Origin of the sequence: Embleya sp. NBC_00896 (assembly GCF_045207785.1) — a bacterium.
GTDB lineage: Bacteria > Actinomycetota > Actinomycetes > Streptomycetales > Streptomycetaceae > Embleya.
Genome location: NZ_CP108776.1, coordinates 4908739 through 4925079 on the forward strand (window position 1 = coordinate 4908739; position 16341 = coordinate 4925079).

The following is a 16341-nucleotide window of genomic DNA, read 5'->3' on the forward strand; positions in this document are numbered from 1 at the left end:
CACCGAAGCCATCCGGTGACGCCCCTCCGCCGTTCGTCGTCAGCAGCCGCAGCCGCAGCCGCAGCCGCAGCAGGCCGCGACCCGCCTCACCGCTTCCCCGGATACGTGGCCGTCACCTCGACCTCGACGAGCCACCCCGGCACCGCCAGCGACGCGAGTTCCATCGTGGCCCGCGCCGGCCGCGCCGCGTTGGCCAGGATCGGGGCCTTGGCCGGCGACGTGCCCATCGGGACCGGCACCGGCTGTTTCGTCTTGAGGTCGATGTTCGCGAAGAACTGCCGGTACGCCCGGTTCCAGCCCGCGTAGTCGGCGGTCGCCGCACCCGGCGGCTTCGCCAGGTACGCCTTCATCGTCACCACGTCGGCGGGCGCAAGGCCGGCCGTCTTGAGGTTGTCGGCGATCGCCTGGAGAACCACGAGCGCCTGCGCCTCGGTGATCGACACGCCCTCGGCGCCGGCCGTCTGCGCGGGGTTCGTGTACGACTCGGGGCTGCCCTTGGGCGCGTTCGGGTTGAGCGCGCCGGGGCCGAGGCCGCTGCTCTGGTACACCGCGACCTCGCCGCCGATCGCGACGCCGTTCGCGATCGCCGGGTTGGTGTTGCCCTCGGGCAGCATCACCTTGACCTCGTTGTCGCGCGGGCTCCAGCGCCATCCGTGCGCGTCGGCGGCGGCCGTGCCGGCCAGGAACATCGCGCCCGCGGCGCCCGCCGCGACCAGCGTCCTGCCGATCCGGTTCATGCGCTCATCACCCGCTCGTGGATGTGCGTGACGGCCTGCCGGGCGGACGTGAACGCGCCGTGCTGCCACGCGATGGTGTGACTCAGCCAGTCGCCGGCGAAGTAGACGTTGCCCGCCGGCCGGTTGAGCAGCTTGTACTCGGGGCCCTCCTGGTTCGGCCAGCTCACCCACGCCGCCTCCAGGCCGGGCGTGCGTTGCCACGCGACGCTGAAGGACGCGTCGAGTTCGGTGCGGTAGCGCTCGCCGAAGATCTTGACGCCCTGCGCGACCGCGCGCTCCTCGCGCTCCCTGGGCGTGAGCTTCGCGTACGCCTCGGCGTTGGCACCGGTGTTGTAGTAGCCGACCACCGTGCCGCGTCGGCCGTGGAAGCCGTACGACGGGAACCACATGTTGGCGAGGTCCATGTCGGTGGGGACCACGCCGCCGTAGAAGTTGTCGTCCTGCTCCCACCAGCGTCGGCGGTACTCCAGGCCGATCTTGCCGGACGAGAACGGCTTGGGCGTCCGCAGCGCGGCGGTGATGTCGGTGCCGAGGTTGTGCCGCAGTCGGGCGGCGATCATCGGCGGTGTGGCGACCACGCAGAAGTCGCCGCGTTCGACCCGGGTCCGGCCGGTGCGGTCCGTGTAGGTGACCTCGACGCCGTGTTCGGTGTTGGTCACCGCGGTGGCCTCGGCCCGGTACTCGATGCTTCCGCGACCGCGTTCGACGGCCTTGGCGAGCGCCTTGGGGATCGCGTCCATGCCGCCGACCGGCTGGAACATCATCATCGCCTGGTCGTAGCCCAGCTCGAACGAGAACCGCCGGCCCAGCTGTGCGGCCAGCACGTCGCTCATCGAGGGCACCGGCCCGAGCACGGTGCCGGCCTGATCGCCCGCGCCGGGCTCGACCGCGTAGCCGCGGCGGTCGGTGCCGGCGTACCGGTAGCCGTCGGCCTTGCCCTTGAGCGCGCCGAAGTCCTGGAGGAAGGTGAGCAGCCGGTCCTTGTCGTCCTTGGTGAGGGTCTGGTCGAGCGCGCCCTGGTCGGTGGCCTTGGCGAGCAGTTCGGATATGTACCCGTAGGTGTCGGCCTTCGCGGTCCGCCAACGCACCGGCTGCTTGGCCAGCGGGCCGGGGACGTTCTCGTGGTAGATCACCGCGTCGGCGTTCTGGTTCAGGAACGGCTGGATCTCGACGTCGAGTTCGCGGCAGTAGTCGAGCGTGACGTGCGACTGGGGGAGCCGGCCGGGGCCGCAGTTCATGTACTGGCCGTCGGAGAACCGGGCCCGCTGGGTGCGGCCGTCGAGGTCGGTCTCGGTGGTGCCGCCGCGCGCCGTCCAGTTGCGGCCGCCGGGACGGTCCTTGGCCTCCAGGATCCGGCACTCGTACCCGGCCTTGCCGAGCTCGTACGCGGTCGCCAGGCCCGCGATGCCGGCGCCGAGGACGACGACCTTCCTGCGGCCGCGGCCGGAGAGCGTGAAGTCCGACTCCTGTGGAGGTCGAAACGATTCCGCCGAGGCGGTGGGGACGGGCGCGAGCCCCAGCGCGCCCATCGACGAATACAGCACTCCGGCGCCGCCGGCGATGCCGACGTTGCGCAGGAATCCGCGGCGAGATGTTCCGCTGTCCTCCATGGACCCTCCCTTTCGTGCGACGTCGCCGATCGGTGGGAAACCTGTGCGGTGACCGGTTCACCAACGGACCGACGACGTACCGCCGCTCTCACTGGGCGACGAGGGGAGCTTTGGCCACACGTGTTGCCGGAACGTGCCACGACCGTTTCTGATGGGTTGTCAAATGATCACTTGGACCCGTCATATGTACGCAACCTGATCGAAACGGGGAAAGGACAGGATCAAGAGGCAGGTCGATGAAGGAGGTGTCGCGTGCTGTACCGACTGAGGGTGTCGCTGCCCGATCGACCCGGATCACTCGCACGAGTGACGCAACTGCTGGGTGGGGCGGGCGCCGACGTCATGCAGATGACCGTGCTCGAACAGCTGGGCGGTCGTGCGGTCGACGAGTTCACCGTGTCGTGGGCCGGCGAGCGCGACATCGCCGCGCTGGTCACCGGCCTGGAGCGGTCCACCGGGGTACGGGTCGAGGGCTGCTGGGCCGCCGGGGAGGTGCCCGGGGCGGCGCCGGAACTGGACGTGCTCGGCCAGGTCGCGCGCGATCCGGGCCGGGCGGTGGCCACCCTGATCGACGCCGCGCCCACGCTCTTCCACGCCGACTGGGCGGTCGCCACCCGCGGCGGGCGCGGTCGGCAGCTGGTGCATCAGAGCTGGCGGGCCCCGGAGGTGCCGACGCTGCCCGCGCTCACGCCGATGCGACCGCTCGCGTTCGCGTACGAGGGCGAGGCCCTCGGCCACGGTGCGGCGGCGCCGATCGGGGCGTCCTGGCTGACGCTGTACGTGGTCCGACACGAGGGGCCGGCCTTCCACCGCAGCGAGTTGGAGCGGCTCGGCCGGATCGTGGACGTCGCGCTCGGCGTCCTGGGCGACCGCGGCGCGGCGAAGGCGACCCGAGCCGAGACGTGAGGGCGGTGCGGGCGGCCGTGCAGTGAGGGCGACCCGGGCCGTGGCATGAGGGGCGCGTGGCCGTGTCGTGCCGCGCGTGCGGCCTGCCTCGGCCCCTGCCGCGACGGCCGCGCGCTCGATGCCCCGCAGGGTCCCGCGCAGGCCGGCGCGAGGCGCCCGGAGGACCCGTCCGAGGGTTCGGATCCGGCCTCAGCGGGAACCATTTGGTGCTATTCGGCGTGTAACGATCGGAACAACGTATGGTTGTGTAATTGTGCGTGCTTCGGGCCATCGAGCCGGTCGCGCATCGAGCCCGGGGGCCCGACGAAGGCGAAGCGATCGTGCAGGACGAGGACGAGACGTCCCCGGCGGCTGCGGCCGTACCGGGGACGTCGGCTGAGGAGCCGGGCCGGGACGGTCCGGGCGGCCCCAGCCGCATACAACGGCGCACCCGGGATCGGCGGCGCCGACGTCGGCGCATCCTGGGCTGGAGCGTCGGCGGCCTCGTCGCCGTCCTGCTCGCGGCCGGCGGCTTCGGGTGGTGGCTGTACGACCACCTCAACGGCAACATCCGCACCCAGGACTTCGCCGACCAGCTGACCGACCGCCCGCCGCCCACCGGCGCCATGAACGTGCTGCTCGTGGGGTCCGACTCGCGCGCCGGCGACAACTCCGCGTACGGCCGCGACGACGGCGGCGGCCAGCGCTCGGACACCACGATCCTGCTGCACGTGCCCGAGGGCCGAAAGACCGCCACCGCGGTCAGCTTCCCGCGCGACCTGATGGTCAACGTGCCCGGCTGCCGGACCGGGACCGGCGTCCAACGGGCCTACTTCGGCCAGTTCAACAGCGCGATGGAGGTCGGCGGCGTGCCGTGCGTGGCGGCGACCGTGGAGAAGCTCACCGGCGCCCGGATCAACCACCAGATCACGATCGACTTCACCGGCTTCAAGAAGGTCGTGGACGCGCTCGGCGGCGTGCCGATGCACATCGACCAGCCGATCGACGACAAGGCCGCGCACCTACAGCTGCCCGCCGGCGACGTCAACCTCGACGGGGAGCAGGCGCTCGGCTTCGTCCGGGTGCGCAAGAGCCTGGGCGACGGCAGCGACATCCAGCGGATCGAGCGCCAGCAGGCCTTCCTCAAGGCGTTGATCCGCAAGGTCCAGAACGAGAACCTGCTGACCAACCCCGCGAAGGCGTACAACGTCATGGACGCCGCGACCAAGGCGATCACCACCGACTCCGGGATCAATACGCTCGCGAGCCTGTACGACTTCGCCAACGGCCTGCGTGCCGTCCCGGTGGACGACATCCGCTTCACCACGACGCCGATCACGAGCTACGCGCCGGACCCGAACCGGGTCGCGCTCCGGCAGCCGGAGGCGAGACAACTGTTCACCGAGCTGCGCGACGGGGCGCCGGCGCCCGAGCCGGCCGCGACCGCGACGGGCTCGATCGGCACGAATCCGGGCACTGCGGGTCGTTAGGCGTCACCGTGCCGTGACCTCGGTCGTTGAACTGTACGGTGCAGGGGTCCGCCGACGACGCGGGGACGAGGCCCTCGGGTGCAGACCCGGTCATGGGGCCGCCCGGGACGCTTTACGGTGGACTCGCGAGGCGTGCTGGGTGCGGACCGAGGGGCTGGTGGCAGGGTCGCCATGACGGGTCGGGTTCTTCAGGTGGTGCAGGGCACCCGTTGGCGACGGCGGGCGGGAGAATACGCCTCGATCGGGGCCGCGGTGAGCGCGGCGGCGGCCGGTGACTCGGTGCTGATCGCCCCCGGGACGTATCGCGAGGACGTGACGATCTCCGTCCCCGTGACGGTGGTCGGCTCGGACGGGCCCGGGACGGTGATCCTGGAGGCGGCCGACGGCGTGGCGCTCACGATCACCGCGGACGCGGCCGTGCACGGGCTGCTCGTCGACGGCGGCGCGGGCGTGCTGTCGCCGGCCATCGTGATCGAGGCGTGCGCGCCGATATTGGAGGAGTGCGTGGTCCGCGCGACCTCCGTGGTCGGGGTCGAGGTGCGCGCGGGCGCCGACCCGATGCTGCGGCGCTGCCGGGTGACCAACCCGCAGGGCGTGGGGATCGGGGTCACCGGCCGGTCGCGCGGCACGTTCGAGGACTGCGAGATCGGCGACACCGGGCGCGAGGGCTTCGACGTGCGCGAGGGCAGCGCGCCGATGTTGCGCCGCAGCCGGATCCGCGACGCGTCCGGGCACGGGCTGCGGTTCACCGGCCCCGGGACGACCGGCAGTGTCCAGGAGTGCGAGATCCACGACGGCTCGGACGCGGAGCCCGCGGTGCTCGTGGGCGACCAGGCGTCGCCGCACCTGACCGGGTTGTACATCCATGACGTCGGCGGCGGCGGGATCTGCGTCGCGGGCGGCGCCGCGCCGATCATCGCCGACTCGCGGATCGAGCGGGTGGGCTGGGCGGGCGTGTCCGTCGGCGGCCAGGGCAGCGGCGGCTCGCTGTCGCGGACCGAGATCACGGCGGTCAAAGGCACCGGCGTCCAGGCCGACGACCTCGCGACCTTCTCGCTGGACGACTGCACGATCCGCGACGCCGAGGGCAACGGCGTGTCCGTCGACCGCGGCGCCAACCTGACCCTGGTCGGCTGCCGGCTGCGCGACATGGGCCGCAACGGCGTCGACGTGCACGGCCACTCCGAGGTCACGCTCAGCGGCTGCACGATCCGCAGTTTCGGCCGCAACGGCCTCTCGCTCGCCGACCAGGGCGCCCGCGCGTCCGCGATCGACTGCGAGTTCCACGACTCGACCGGCGGCCGGCCCGCGGTGTGGGTCGCCGACGGGGCGGACGCGGCCCTCGGCGAGTGCCGCATCCACGACGTGCTCGACGGGGTCAAGGTGGCCGGGTCCGGCACCGGCCTGTCGATGCACGACTGCGAGATCCACGACGTGGACGAGACCGGCATCGGCGTCGGCGCGGGCGCGGTGGTCTCGGTCAAGTCGTGCAAGGTCCGCAAGGCCACCACCGGCGTGTGGTTCATGGAGTCCGACTGCGGCGGCATCATCGCCGACTGCACGATCGAGGACACCACCGACGGCGTCTCGGTCACCGGCGCGGCCGGGCCCACCGTGCGCCGGGTCCGGGTGGACCGGGCGACCGGCGAGGGGATCCGGATCTCCGGCGGCGGGCGCGGCGACTTCGAGGACTGCGAGGTGCTCGGCGGGCGCGGCTACGGCGTTCACGTGCGCGAGGGCTGCCACCCGGTCTTCACCCGTTGCACCACGCGCGACAACGCCAAGGGCGGCTTCGAGTTCGCGGGCCCGGGCCCGGTGGCGGTCGAGTGCACGTCGCAGGGTGACGGCGCGAGCGGCACCGACGTCCCGGCGGCCGCCGGCGGCATCCTCGGTACGCCGAGCCCGGTCGCGGGCGCGCAGCCGCAGGGCGTCGCCAAGCTCACCGCGACGCTGCCGATCCCGGGCGCGCGCGACGGCGTGAGTGCCGACGAGGCCGCGGCCGAGAAGCCGCCGCGCGAGGTGGAGGATCTGCTCGCCGACTTGGACGGCCTGGTCGGCCTGGCCGGCGTCAAGGCCGAGGTGCGCAACCTGATCGACCTGATCTCGGTCGGCCGGCGTCGCGAGGAGGCGGGCCTGAAGGCGCCGACCCTGCGCCGGCACCTGGTCTTCACCGGCTCCCCGGGCACGGGCAAGACCACCGTGGCCCGGCTGTACGGCGAGATCGCCCAGGCGCTCGGCGTGCTGCGGGTGGGCCACCTGGTCGAGGTCTCCCGGGTCGACCTGGTCGGCGAGCACATCGGCTCGACCGCGCCGCGCACCAAAGAGGTCTTCGACCGGGCCCGCGGCGGCGTGTTGTTCATCGACGAGGCGTACAGCCTGGCCCCGCCGGACCCCTCGCGGGACTTCGGCCGCGAGGCGATCGACACGCTGGTGAAGATGATGGAGGACCACCGCGACGACGTGGTGGTGATCGTGGCCGGCTACACCGACGAGATGGAGCGCTTCCTGGGCGCGAACCCCGGCTTCGGGTCCCGCTTCTCGCGCACCATCACGTTCCAGGACTACGCCGCGGACGATCTCGTGGAGATCACCCGCAAGCAGGTGCGCGAGCACGAGTACGTGCTGACCGACGACGCGTGCGAGGCGCTGCTCGGCTACTTCCGGCGGCTGCCCCGCGGGTCCTCGTTCGGCAACGCGCGCGAGGCGCGGCGCACGTTCGAGGCGATGATCGAGCGGCACGCGACCCGATTGGCCCAGTTGCCGGGGGCTGGTCTGGAGGAGCTGCGGACGCTGCATCGGGAGGATCTCCCCGAGTTGCGGTGAATCGGCGCGCTCGGGCGGGGTAACCGCCGGTGAGCGCATCGTGTCGCGCTGCCCGAAGCGACGTTCGTGGCGACGTCCGTAGCGACGTCCGTGGAGACGAAGGAGCCTCACGTGCCGGTCATGGGCATCGACATCGGCGGGACCGGGATCAAGGGCGCGCCGGTGGACACCGACGCGGGGCGGCTGACGCACGAGCGCGTGCGGCTGCCGACTCCCGAGCCGTCCGAGCCGCAGGCGGTGATCCGCGTGGTCCGGGAGGTCCTGGAGCAGTTCGGCGACACCCACGGACCGGTCGGGATCACGTTCCCGGGGGTCGTCCGGGACGGCATCGTGCGTACCGCCGCCAACGTGGACAAGTCGTGGATCGACCTGGACGCCGACGCGCTGTTCAGCGCGACGCTCGGCCGCCCGGTGACGATGGTCAACGACGCGGACGCGGCGGGCGTGGCGGAGATGCGGTTCGGGGCGGGCGCGGGGCACACGGGCACGGTGCTGATGTTGACGTTCGGCACGGGGATCGGCAGCGCGCTGTTCGTGGACGGCAAGCTGGTCCCCAACACCGAGCTGGGGCACCTGGAGCTGGACGGTCACGAGGCCGAGCACCGCGCCTCGGCGGTGGCCCGCGAGACGCACGGCCTGTCCTGGGAGAAGTGGGCGGTCCGGGTCCAGGACTACCTGCGGTACGTCGAGATGCTCTTCTCGCCGTCGCTGATCATCGTGGGCGGCGGGATCAGCAAGAAGCCCGAGAAGTTCCTGCCGTACGTCAAGATCCGCGCCGACCTGGTACCGGCGAAGCTGCACAACGACGCGGGCATCGTGGGCGCGGCGATGCTGGTGACGGGGGATTGAAGACACGCCCGAGCCCTCTTCGGGGGCGTGCGGGTCCCATCCGGACATGCCCCTACGGGATCACCGGGGGTAGCGAGGTCACGGGGCCGGTACCCGGTGGGTCGGAGCGTGCCGCACGCAGTACGCCGGCCAGCAGCGCGGCGATGTTCCACGCGTCGTCCACACCGCGGTGGTGGGTGCCTTCGAGCGGGACGCCGGCGTGGTCGAGGGCGCCGGCCATGCCGAGTTCGCGGTCGAGGCCGCGGGCGAGCGAGTAGAGCGACTTGGCGTTGAGGTGCCGGGTGCCGAAGGGGTACGGGACGCCCTCGGCCGCGCATTGGCGCTCGAACTGTTGGCGGTCGTACTCGCCCCAACTCGCCCAGACGCGCTGGTGCGACCGGTACTCGGCGCGCAGCAGGGCGCACGCGTCGGCGAAGGAGACGCCGCCGTCCACGTCGGCCTGGGTGAGGGTGGTCAGTTCGGTGCAGAAGGCGCCGACGGTCGAATGGGTGGGGCGGACCAGGACGCCGTGTCGGTCCACGCGTTCGCCGGTCGCGATGTCGATCGTGGCGATGCCGATCTCGATGATCTCGTTGCGTTGGCCCTCCGGGACCGGGCCGTCCCAACAGGTCGCCTCGACATCGATCACCAGGAGCAGATCCATCAGTCGTTTTGCCATGCCGGTCAGCAGAGCAGGATCGGCGACGTGCTACCACTGGATTTCTTCTGACGGTACGTCAGATGTCGGCCATCTGCCCACGGAGGAGTACGAAATGGGTACATACAAGACATCACCCGACACCGGTGTCGTGATCACCGGCGGCGCGTCGGGGATCGGCCGGGCGACGGCGCGGGCGCTCGCCGCGACCGGCCGCCCGGTCGCGCTGTGGGACATCGCGGCGGGGCCGGTGGAGGAGGCCGCCAAGGAGATTGCGGCCGAGCACGGGGTGCGGGTGTTCGGGCTGGCGCTGGACGTCACCGACACGGCGGCGTACCCGGACGCGATCCGCGCCTCCGCCGAGGCGCTGGGTACCATCGGCGGCTTCGTGCACGCGGCGGGCATCGTCGACTCGACCCCGATCACCGAGGTCACGGCGGAGAACTGGGACCGCGTCCTCGACGTGAACCTGCGCTCGTTCGCGCTCCTGGTCCAGGCGCTGACCCCGCACCTGCGCGAACACGCGGGCTCGGCGATCGTCGGCATCGCGTCCCTCAACGCGATCGTCGGCAACGCGCTCAACCCGTCCTACTGCGCCTCGAAGTCCGGCATGCTCGGCCTGAACCGCTCGATGGCCGCGAAGCTCGCCGAGCACGGCATCCGCTCGAACGTGGTCTGCCCCGGCTACATCGAGACCCCGATGCTGGCCCAGGCGTTCGAACGCCCGGGGGCCAGGGAGCGCCTGGAGCACAGCTCCCCGCTGCGCCGATTGGGCCGCCCGGAGGAGATCGCGAGCGCCGTCCGCTTCCTGCTCGGCGACGAGGCCTCGTTCGTGACCGGCACCCACCTGATGGTCGACGGGGGCATGACGGAGACGGTCTGACGTCGAGTCCGAACGGCTCAGCCCGCCCGCTCGGGCGGGCTGAGCCGCTTAGCTCAGTCGCAAGATCTCACCGTCGAACCGCGCAACCACTTCGAGGTGACCGCCCAGCGCCTCGATGTAGTTCTTGAGAGTTATCAGCGCACTCCGTTCGATGGCGCCGTTCTCCAACTTGGAGACCGCATTTTGCGAGACGCCTATTGCCGCCGCAACCTCGACCTGCGTCAAGGCCGCGCGGTGTCGGAGCTCCGCCAGGCGATAGGCATGCTCCCGCTCTCGGAGGGCATGCCGCTCGGCTTCGATGCGCCCCTCTTCGGCAGGTGTGAACGCGAACTCGCGTTCCATGTCTTCCCATGATGTCCCGCTCACGCTGTTCTCCTCCTCGGAGCACGATGGCTCAATCGTCGCTCAACTCGCGCAAATGTTGTGCGTACGACTCTTCAGCCAGCTTGATTGCTTCGGGATACCACGACTTCCAGATGCCCGCCTTGTCGCCACCGACCAACACGACGGCCTGGCGAGTTGGATCGAATACGAACAAGATGCGAACCTCGGATCTGCCACTTGAGCCGGGGCGGAGTTCCTTCAGGTTCTGGATTGCCGATCCTGCAATGGTGTCGACCAATGGTCGCCCCAATCCAGGTCCGCGCTCCTGAAGCTCGCGTATCGCGGCCGAGATTTGCTCCAGGGTCGAGCGATCCGTGACGCGCAACCCGTGAAGCCATGATCGCGCGGGTTCGAGCACCACAATTCGCCAGGCCAACGAAGCCTCCCCGATTGACGCACAACAGTATATCAACCTACAGGCTATATAGCCTACAGGTTCTATCTGGCGTGCAACTCCACCACGGTTACCTCCGGGGGTGCGCCGACTCGGACGGGTGGGCCCCAGAAGCCGGCGCCTCGGGTGATGTAGAGCATCGTGTCGTCGACCTTGTGCAGGCCGGCGACCGCGGGCTGGTCGAGCTTGACCAGGAGTTGGACGGGGAACATCTGGCCGCCGTGGGTGTGGCCGGAGAGTTGGACGTCGACGTCGTACTTGGTGGCGTCCTCGATCTGGACCGGCTGGTGGGCCAGCAGGACGACCGGGCGGGACGGGTCGCGGCTGCCCAGGGCCCTGGCGAAGTTGGGACCGTCGTGGTGCGACTTGCCGGTGATGTCGTTGACGCCCGCCAGGTCGAACGCCGCGCCGCCGCGGGCGATTTCGAGGCGTTCGTTGGCCAGCGTGTGCACATTGAGCTCGGCCAGCTCCGCGACCCAGTCGGCGGCGCCGGACATGTAGTCGTGGTTGCCGGTCACGAAGAAGGACCCGTGCCGGCTGGTCAACCGGCGCAGCGGTTCGACGTCGTCGCCCAGTTGCGCGGCGGTGCCGTCGGCGAGGTCGCCGACGATCGCGACCAGGTCGGGGTTGGTCCGGTTGATCGTCTCGACCACGCGCGTGGTGTGCGCGCGGCCGAGCAGCGGGCCGAGGTGGATGTCGCCGACCACCGCGATCCGGAAGCCGGACAGGCGCGGGTCGAGCCGCGCGACCGGCATCCGCACCCGCACCGTGCGCGGGGCGCCGAGGGCCTGGGTCATGCCGTAGCCGACGGTGCCCAGCGAGGTCCCGGCCGCGAGCAGCGCGACCGAGCGGGTCAGCACCAGGCGGCGGTCCGGGCCGAGCGGGGTCCCGGTAGCGGCGGCCGGCCCGGGGCCTCGGCCGCGTCCGACGCCTCGCCCGACGCGTCCCCGGACGCCCCGCCCGATGCCGGGACCGACACCGCCACCCGGACGTCGGCCGGTGCCGGCTCGGCCGCCGCCGCCCTGCGCCGCAGCGCCCGCAGCGCGAGCACCCGCGGTATCTCCAGGGCGGCGAGCGCGAGCACCACGTACAACAGCAGGCCCATCCACACGAACCCCGGCCACGCGATCCACTCCGTGCCGCGCGGCCCGAAAACCTTGGGCAGGATCAGCGCGCCCGCCATCGACAGCCCGAGCGCGACCACGACGCCGGCCCCCACACGCCGCACGATTCCGGGCCGGGTCGTGTCCCGCACGAGCCGCCGCCACACGTAGAGGTGCACGCCGACCAGCAGCGCGAGCGCGATCACGACCGCGACGATCACCAGGACAACGGTCAAGGCAGGACTCCCGAGATACCCGAGCGGACGAAGCGGCGAAGCGGCGAAGCGGACGGACGTGTCGCGTGAAGCGTGTCACGCCCGTGAGGGGCCGAGCATCCGGCTCGCGGAGTATCCGCTACTGCTCCGAGGGGAGGAAGGCGACGCCGTCGGCGCGTGCGTGGCGGGCCCGCGCCTGCCGTGGGTCCCGGAGGCCCTCGTCGCCGTCGTGGGCTCGCTCGTCGCGTACAAGCCGGCGGGGTTGCTCTGACGGCGGGTCATATGCTCGTTTCCATGGTGCGCATACAAACGTCGCTCGGGGGACTGGTCGGTGCGGAAACGGACGGCGTCCGGATCTTCCGCGGCGTGCCCTTCGCGGCGCCTCCGCTGGGCGCGGCGCGGTTTCGCGCGGCCCGGCCGCCGGCGGCCTGGAGCGGTGATCGGGACGCCCGCGAGTTCGCGCGCGCCGCGCCGCAGCCGGCCGGCCAGTACGGCGCGGCCCCGATGGACACCGACGAGGACTGCCTCTACCTGAACATCCACGCGCCCGTCGAGCCCGGCCCGCACCCGGTCCTGGTGTGGGTGCACGGCGGTGGGTACACCAGCGGCGCCTCATTCGAGGGCGTGTACGACGGCAGCGACCTCGCCCGCCGCGGCGTGGTCGTGGTGACGCTCGCGTACCGGCTCGGCGCGCTCGGCCTGTTGCACCTGCGCCACCTCCTCGGCGACACGTACGCCGACTCGTCGGCCAACGCGCTGCTGGACGTCGTGCGGGGCCTGCACTGGGTCCGCGAGCACATCGCCGCGTTCGACGGCGACCCCGCGCGCGTCACGCTGGGCGGGGTGTCGGCGGGTGGGAAGGTGATCACGAACCTGCTCGCGCTCCCCGCCGCTCGCGGTCTGTTCCACCGCGCGATCGTGCAGAGCGGTGGCGCGCACACGGTCCGGTCGGTGCCCGAGGCCGAGCACGCGACCGGGCACGTGCTGGCCGCGCTCGGGCTCTCCCGGGACAAGGCCGAGCGAATCGTCGACGTGCCGGTGGAGGACCTGCTTGCCGCGCAGGCCGACGCGATCGGGCGCGGGGAGACGCGGTTCGTGTTCCGGCCGGTGGTCGATCCCGAAGGGCCGTTGCCCGTACCGCCGTTGCGGGCGATCAGGGGCGACGTCCCGCTGCTGGTCGGGTCGAATCAGGACGAGGAACAGTTGTTCGCGCTGATGGACCGGTCGGGCGGCCGCGTGCCCGAGCCGGCCGATCTGGCCAATCTCCCGACGGGGGCGCTGCCGGAGCTGGTGGCGGCCTACGCGGACCTGTTCCCCGAACTGACCGTGAGCGAGCGGCGGATCCGGTTGCTCACCGCGGAGTCGTACGGGATCCCCACCACCCGGCTCGCCGAGGCCCAGGTCGCGGCGGGCGGCGGCGCGTACGTGTACCGCTTCCGGTGGGCGTCCAAGGCGCATCCGCAGAAGTTGCGGTCGCCGCACGCGATCGACATCCCGTTCGTGTTCGGCACGCTCGACACGCCGCTGGGGCGTTGGTTGACCGGCGGTGTGCCGGACGAGGCTCGTGCGCTGTCGGGCCGTGTCCAGGAGGCGTGGGCCGCGTTCATCAAGGGCGGGGCACCGGCTGCCGACGGGCTGCCCGAGTGGCCCTTGTACGAACCGAGCGAGCGGCGGACGATGCTGCTCGACGTGCCGGCGACGGTGGTCGGCGACCCGGATCGGGAGGAGCGGCTGGTGTGGGATCGCGCGATGTGATCCAGGGGGGCGGGCTGCCCTCGCTCGCCGATCTGATGCCGTGGGGCACGGCCGGGATCAGTGCGGGGCGGACGTGGGTCTACGCGCCGGAGCAGGCGACGTTGCGGCGGCGGTGGGAGCGGTTGGCCGCGGCGACGGACCGCGACGCGTTGTTGCGGCCGACCCGTTCGCGGACGACGGCGTCGGTTCCCGCGCCGCTGCCGGGATGTGACGCCCCGTCGGGCCCGCTCGCGCGCGAGGTCGGGCCGACGCCGCGGTTGTTGCGGATCGCGCGCCGCCCCTTCGACCGGCAGTGGCTGCTCGCGGATCACCGCGTGGTCGACTTCGCCCGGCCCGAGCTGTGGCGGGTGCGGGGTGAGCGACAGGTGTACCTGACCGCCCGTCAAGCCGGGGACGCCTGGCCGCTGTTGTGCAGTGCGCTGCTGCCGGACGCGGCGCATCACGGCGGTCGCGGCGGGCGGGTCGTGCCGCTGTATCGCGATCCGGCGGGGGTGGAGCCGAACCTCGCGCCCGGACTGACCGGGCTGCTCGCGGACCGGCTCGGCGTCGAGGTGACTGCCGAGGACGTGTTCGGGTGGATCGTGGCCGTGACGGTGGACCCGGCGCACGTACCGCTCACCGCCGACGCGGCGTTGTGGGCGGAGGGCGTGGAGCTGGGGCGCCGGTTGGTCAACCTGTACACGTTCGGCGCGCGGTTCGGCCGCCCCGGCGACGGCCGGCCCCGACTGCCGGGCGGCCGCCGCCCGTTCGTTCGCGAGGCGGTGCCGGCTCGCCCACCCGGCGCGACCTACGACGCCGAGACCAACGCGCTCCTGCTGGGCTCGGGCCGCATCGGCCCCGTCCCGCGCGAGGTGTGGGACCTGGGCGTGATCGAGCCGTGGGTCGCGGCCCGGATCGCGGCCTGGACCGAACCTGCGACCGACGGCCTGGAACGCATCGGCGAACGCACCTGGTCCACCGACCTGACCAGCGAACTCACCGACCTGCTCCACGTATTGGGCCTACTCGCCGACCTGACCCCGGCCCGATCCGCCCTCCGCACCCGCGCCGCGGACAGCCCCACCCTGATCACCTGCGAAACCCTCCGCACCACCGGCATCCTCCCCCTCCCACCCGCCACCCGCCGCCCGCCCACGGTCCTCGACATAACCGAGGAAGGCCCAGGCGGCCAAGCGGTGCTGGTCTGAACGGAAGCGACGGGTCAGCGGAAGAAGATCGACGTGTCCAACACGGCATCGAAATATGCGACAAAGAGGGAGAGCGTTCCACGGCGCGTCCACGCCGGACTCAGACCGGTCGCGGGGTGTTCAGTTCCTCCGCGTTGGTGCCCATGATCATGGCTCGGGTTCGGTCGTCGAAGGGCTTGAGTTCGGCCTCGTAGTCCCTCGGGTTGGGGAGGCCCTCGATGTGGGGCCAGTCGGAGCCGAAGACGACTCGGCCGGGGCCCATCAGGTCGACCACCTCGGTGAGGTCGTCCTCCCAGAACGGGTTGATCCAGATGTGGCGCTTGAAGGTTTCGACCGGGTCCTCGGGGAAGAGGCCGGGAATCTTGCGGCCGACCGAGCGGAGCTTGCGAAAGAGGTCGCCGAGGAACTCGGAGCCGTTCTCGACCGACACCACCCGGACGTTCGGGAAGCGCTGGAAGACGCGGTCCAGGATCAGCGACGCGAGGAAGTCGAAGATCGGCCGTTCCATCGTCCACAGCATCGTGACCGACGGGCCGCCGCCGCCCTTGAAGTCGGTGCGCAGGCCCTGCTTGCGGCTGTAGCCGTTGGCCGAGTAGCCGCTGTCGCCGGCGTGCACGATCACCGGTACGCCGGCCTCGTCGACGCGTGCCCAGAACCGGTCGAAGACCGGGTGGCCGGGCGGGTACGGGCCGTCCAGCGTGTTCGGCGCGGCCGGGCGCATGCACACCATGCGGGCGCCGCCCTCGAGTGCGCGGTCGAGCTCCTTGAGCGCGGTCTCGGGGTCGGCGAGCGCGATATAGGGCGCGGCGAAGATGCGGTCCCGGTAGGCGTAGCCCCAGTCCTCCTCCAGCCAGCGGTTGAAGGCCGAGTACAACTGGCCGACCGCCCTCGGGTCGTGCGCGAGGGCCGCCTCGTAGACCATGCCCAGGGTCGGGAACAGCCAGATCTTGTCCAGGCCCTGACTGTCCATCACCTCCAGCCGCGCGTCGCGGTCGCGGTACTCCGGGCGGATCGGCTCGCGCTCGCGCAGGTACTCCAGCGGGTTGCGGCCGGACGGGTTGCCCCGGAAGTACTCGGCCATCGCGCCGGCCTTCGCGATTGGGTCGAAGGTCGGGTTCACGACGGCGTGGTTCACCGTGCCGCCGATCACGTGGTACTTGCGACCGTTGATCTCGCACCACTGGATGACCTGCTCGCCCAGGCGCGGATCCAGGTGCCGGGTGAAGGCGTCGATGGCCTCGTAGTAGTGGTTGTCGGCGTCGAAGACGCGCATTGCAAAGACCCCCTCGGGCGAAGGCTCGTATCCCGTGTCCGTGTCCGGGGATTGTCGCTCGAACCGTCACACCGTTATAAGGTAAGGCTGTCTGTCTTTTCTTCGTTCGCGTTCCG

16 protein-coding genes are annotated in these 16341 nt (G+C 71.6%); 8 read left to right on the forward strand and 8 right to left on the reverse strand.

Features of this window, described 5'->3' with window-relative positions; translation table 11 throughout:
- Positions 1 to 86 precede the first annotated feature (86 nt).
- A complete protein-coding gene (locus tag OG928_RS22350; protein ID WP_406286545.1) occupies positions 87 to 737 on the reverse strand; it encodes a Rid family hydrolase in 651 nt (216 codons plus the stop codon).
- Complete coding sequence (locus tag OG928_RS22355) at positions 734 to 2347, reverse strand: flavin monoamine oxidase family protein (protein WP_406286547.1); 1614 nt, start codon at positions 2345 to 2347, stop codon at positions 734 to 736. The genes OG928_RS22350 and OG928_RS22355 overlap by 4 nt, the downstream gene beginning before the upstream one ends.
- 252 nt (positions 2348 to 2599) lie before the next feature.
- Here OG928_RS22355 and OG928_RS22360 point away from each other — a divergent pair, with 252 nt between their 5' ends.
- The 4 genes from OG928_RS22360 to ppgK all read left to right on the forward strand — a co-directional run bounded on the left by OG928_RS22360 (position 2600) and on the right by ppgK (position 8394).
- Positions 2600 to 3253 carry an ACT domain-containing protein gene (locus OG928_RS22360; protein WP_406286549.1) on the forward strand — a complete coding sequence of 218 codons (654 nt, stop codon included), beginning with the start codon at positions 2600 to 2602 and terminating at the stop codon, positions 3251 to 3253.
- Positions 3254 to 3510: 257 nt separating this feature from the next.
- Complete coding sequence (locus OG928_RS22365; RefSeq protein ID WP_406286551.1) at positions 3511 to 4722, forward strand: LCP family protein; 1212 nt, start codon at positions 3511 to 3513, stop codon at positions 4720 to 4722.
- A 171-nt stretch (positions 4723 to 4893) separates the two neighbouring features.
- The gene (locus OG928_RS22370) at positions 4894 to 7545 is read left to right on the forward strand and encodes a right-handed parallel beta-helix repeat-containing protein (protein ID WP_406286553.1); all 2652 of its coding nucleotides are present in this window, start codon (positions 4894 to 4896) and stop codon (positions 7543 to 7545) included.
- A 111-nt stretch (positions 7546 to 7656) separates the two neighbouring features.
- The gene (ppgK, locus tag OG928_RS22375; RefSeq protein WP_406286555.1) at positions 7657 to 8394 is read left to right on the forward strand and encodes a polyphosphate--glucose phosphotransferase; all 738 of its coding nucleotides are present in this window, start codon (positions 7657 to 7659) and stop codon (positions 8392 to 8394) included.
- 52 nt (positions 8395 to 8446) lie between these two features.
- Here ppgK and OG928_RS22380 read toward each other — a convergent pair whose 3' ends face one another.
- Positions 8447 to 9052 carry an exonuclease domain-containing protein gene (locus OG928_RS22380; protein WP_406286556.1) on the reverse strand — a complete coding sequence of 202 codons (606 nt, stop codon included), beginning with the start codon at positions 9050 to 9052 and terminating at the stop codon, positions 8447 to 8449.
- 94 nt (positions 9053 to 9146) lie between these two features.
- Between OG928_RS22380 and OG928_RS22385 the strand changes: the two genes are divergently transcribed.
- Positions 9147 to 9914 carry an SDR family NAD(P)-dependent oxidoreductase gene (locus OG928_RS22385; protein ID WP_406286558.1) on the forward strand — a complete coding sequence of 256 codons (768 nt, stop codon included), beginning with the start codon at positions 9147 to 9149 and terminating at the stop codon, positions 9912 to 9914.
- 48 nt (positions 9915 to 9962) lie between these two features.
- Here the strand turns inward: OG928_RS22385 and OG928_RS22390 are convergent, their stop codons facing one another.
- From OG928_RS22390 to OG928_RS22405, 4 genes are all read right to left on the reverse strand, one after another.
- Positions 9963 to 10280 carry a helix-turn-helix domain-containing protein gene (locus OG928_RS22390; protein ID WP_406286560.1) on the reverse strand — a complete coding sequence of 106 codons (318 nt, stop codon included), beginning with the start codon at positions 10278 to 10280 and terminating at the stop codon, positions 9963 to 9965.
- 28 nt (positions 10281 to 10308) lie between these two features.
- Positions 10309 to 10674: a type II toxin-antitoxin system RelE/ParE family toxin gene (locus tag OG928_RS22395; protein ID WP_406286563.1), complete on the reverse strand. Its 366-nt coding sequence runs from the start codon at positions 10672 to 10674 to the stop codon at positions 10309 to 10311.
- Between the two features lie 62 nt (positions 10675 to 10736).
- On the reverse strand, positions 10737 to 11552 hold the full coding sequence (locus tag OG928_RS22400; protein WP_406286564.1) for a metallophosphoesterase: 816 nt from the start codon (positions 11550 to 11552) through the stop codon (positions 10737 to 10739).
- On the reverse strand, positions 11546 to 12031 hold the full coding sequence (locus OG928_RS22405) for a hypothetical protein (protein ID WP_406286566.1): 486 nt from the start codon (positions 12029 to 12031) through the stop codon (positions 11546 to 11548). The genes OG928_RS22400 and OG928_RS22405 overlap by 7 nt, the downstream gene beginning before the upstream one ends.
- Before the next feature lie 58 nt (positions 12032 to 12089).
- Here OG928_RS22405 and OG928_RS22410 point away from each other — a divergent pair, with 58 nt between their 5' ends.
- Genes OG928_RS22410 through OG928_RS22420 form a run of 3 tightly spaced genes read left to right on the forward strand, consistent with a single transcriptional unit; the run spans position 12090 to position 14952 of the window.
- Complete coding sequence (locus OG928_RS22410) at positions 12090 to 12281, forward strand: hypothetical protein (protein WP_406286568.1); 192 nt, start codon at positions 12090 to 12092, stop codon at positions 12279 to 12281.
- A 23-nt stretch (positions 12282 to 12304) separates the two neighbouring features.
- Positions 12305 to 13765 (forward strand): carboxylesterase/lipase family protein, encoded by a 1461-nt coding sequence (locus tag OG928_RS22415; protein ID WP_406286570.1) that lies wholly within the window; start codon positions 12305 to 12307, stop codon positions 13763 to 13765.
- The gene (locus OG928_RS22420; protein ID WP_406286571.1) at positions 13747 to 14952 is read left to right on the forward strand and encodes a type ISP restriction/modification enzyme; all 1206 of its coding nucleotides are present in this window, start codon (positions 13747 to 13749) and stop codon (positions 14950 to 14952) included. Before OG928_RS22415 ends, OG928_RS22420 begins: the two co-directional genes overlap by 19 nt.
- A gap of 100 nt (positions 14953 to 15052) precedes the next feature.
- Here the strand turns inward: OG928_RS22420 and OG928_RS22425 are convergent, their stop codons facing one another.
- Positions 15053 to 16225 (reverse strand): amidohydrolase family protein, encoded by a 1173-nt coding sequence (locus tag OG928_RS22425; protein WP_406286574.1) that lies wholly within the window; start codon positions 16223 to 16225, stop codon positions 15053 to 15055.
- Positions 16226 to 16341: the final 116 nt, after the last annotated feature.

Coding starts and splice junctions, on each gene's coding strand:
- OG928_RS22350 (WP_406286545.1), bottom strand. CDS start 737: ATGAACCGGATCGGCAGGACGCTGGTCGCGGCGGGCGCCGCGGGCGCG.
- OG928_RS22370 (WP_406286553.1), top strand. CDS start 4,894: ATGACGGGTCGGGTTCTTCAGGTGGTGCAGGGCACCCGTTGGCGACGG.
- OG928_RS22415 (WP_406286570.1), top strand. CDS start 12,305: ATGGTGCGCATACAAACGTCGCTCGGGGGACTGGTCGGTGCGGAAACG.
- OG928_RS22425 (WP_406286574.1), bottom strand. CDS start 16,225: ATGCGCGTCTTCGACGCCGACAACCACTACTACGAGGCCATCGACGCC.
- OG928_RS22355 (WP_406286547.1), bottom strand. CDS start 2,347: ATGGAGGACAGCGGAACATCTCGCCGCGGATTCCTGCGCAACGTCGGC.
- OG928_RS22385 (WP_406286558.1), top strand. CDS start 9,147: ATGGGTACATACAAGACATCACCCGACACCGGTGTCGTGATCACCGGC.
- OG928_RS22380 (WP_406286556.1), bottom strand. CDS start 9,052: ATGGCAAAACGACTGATGGATCTGCTCCTGGTGATCGATGTCGAGGCG.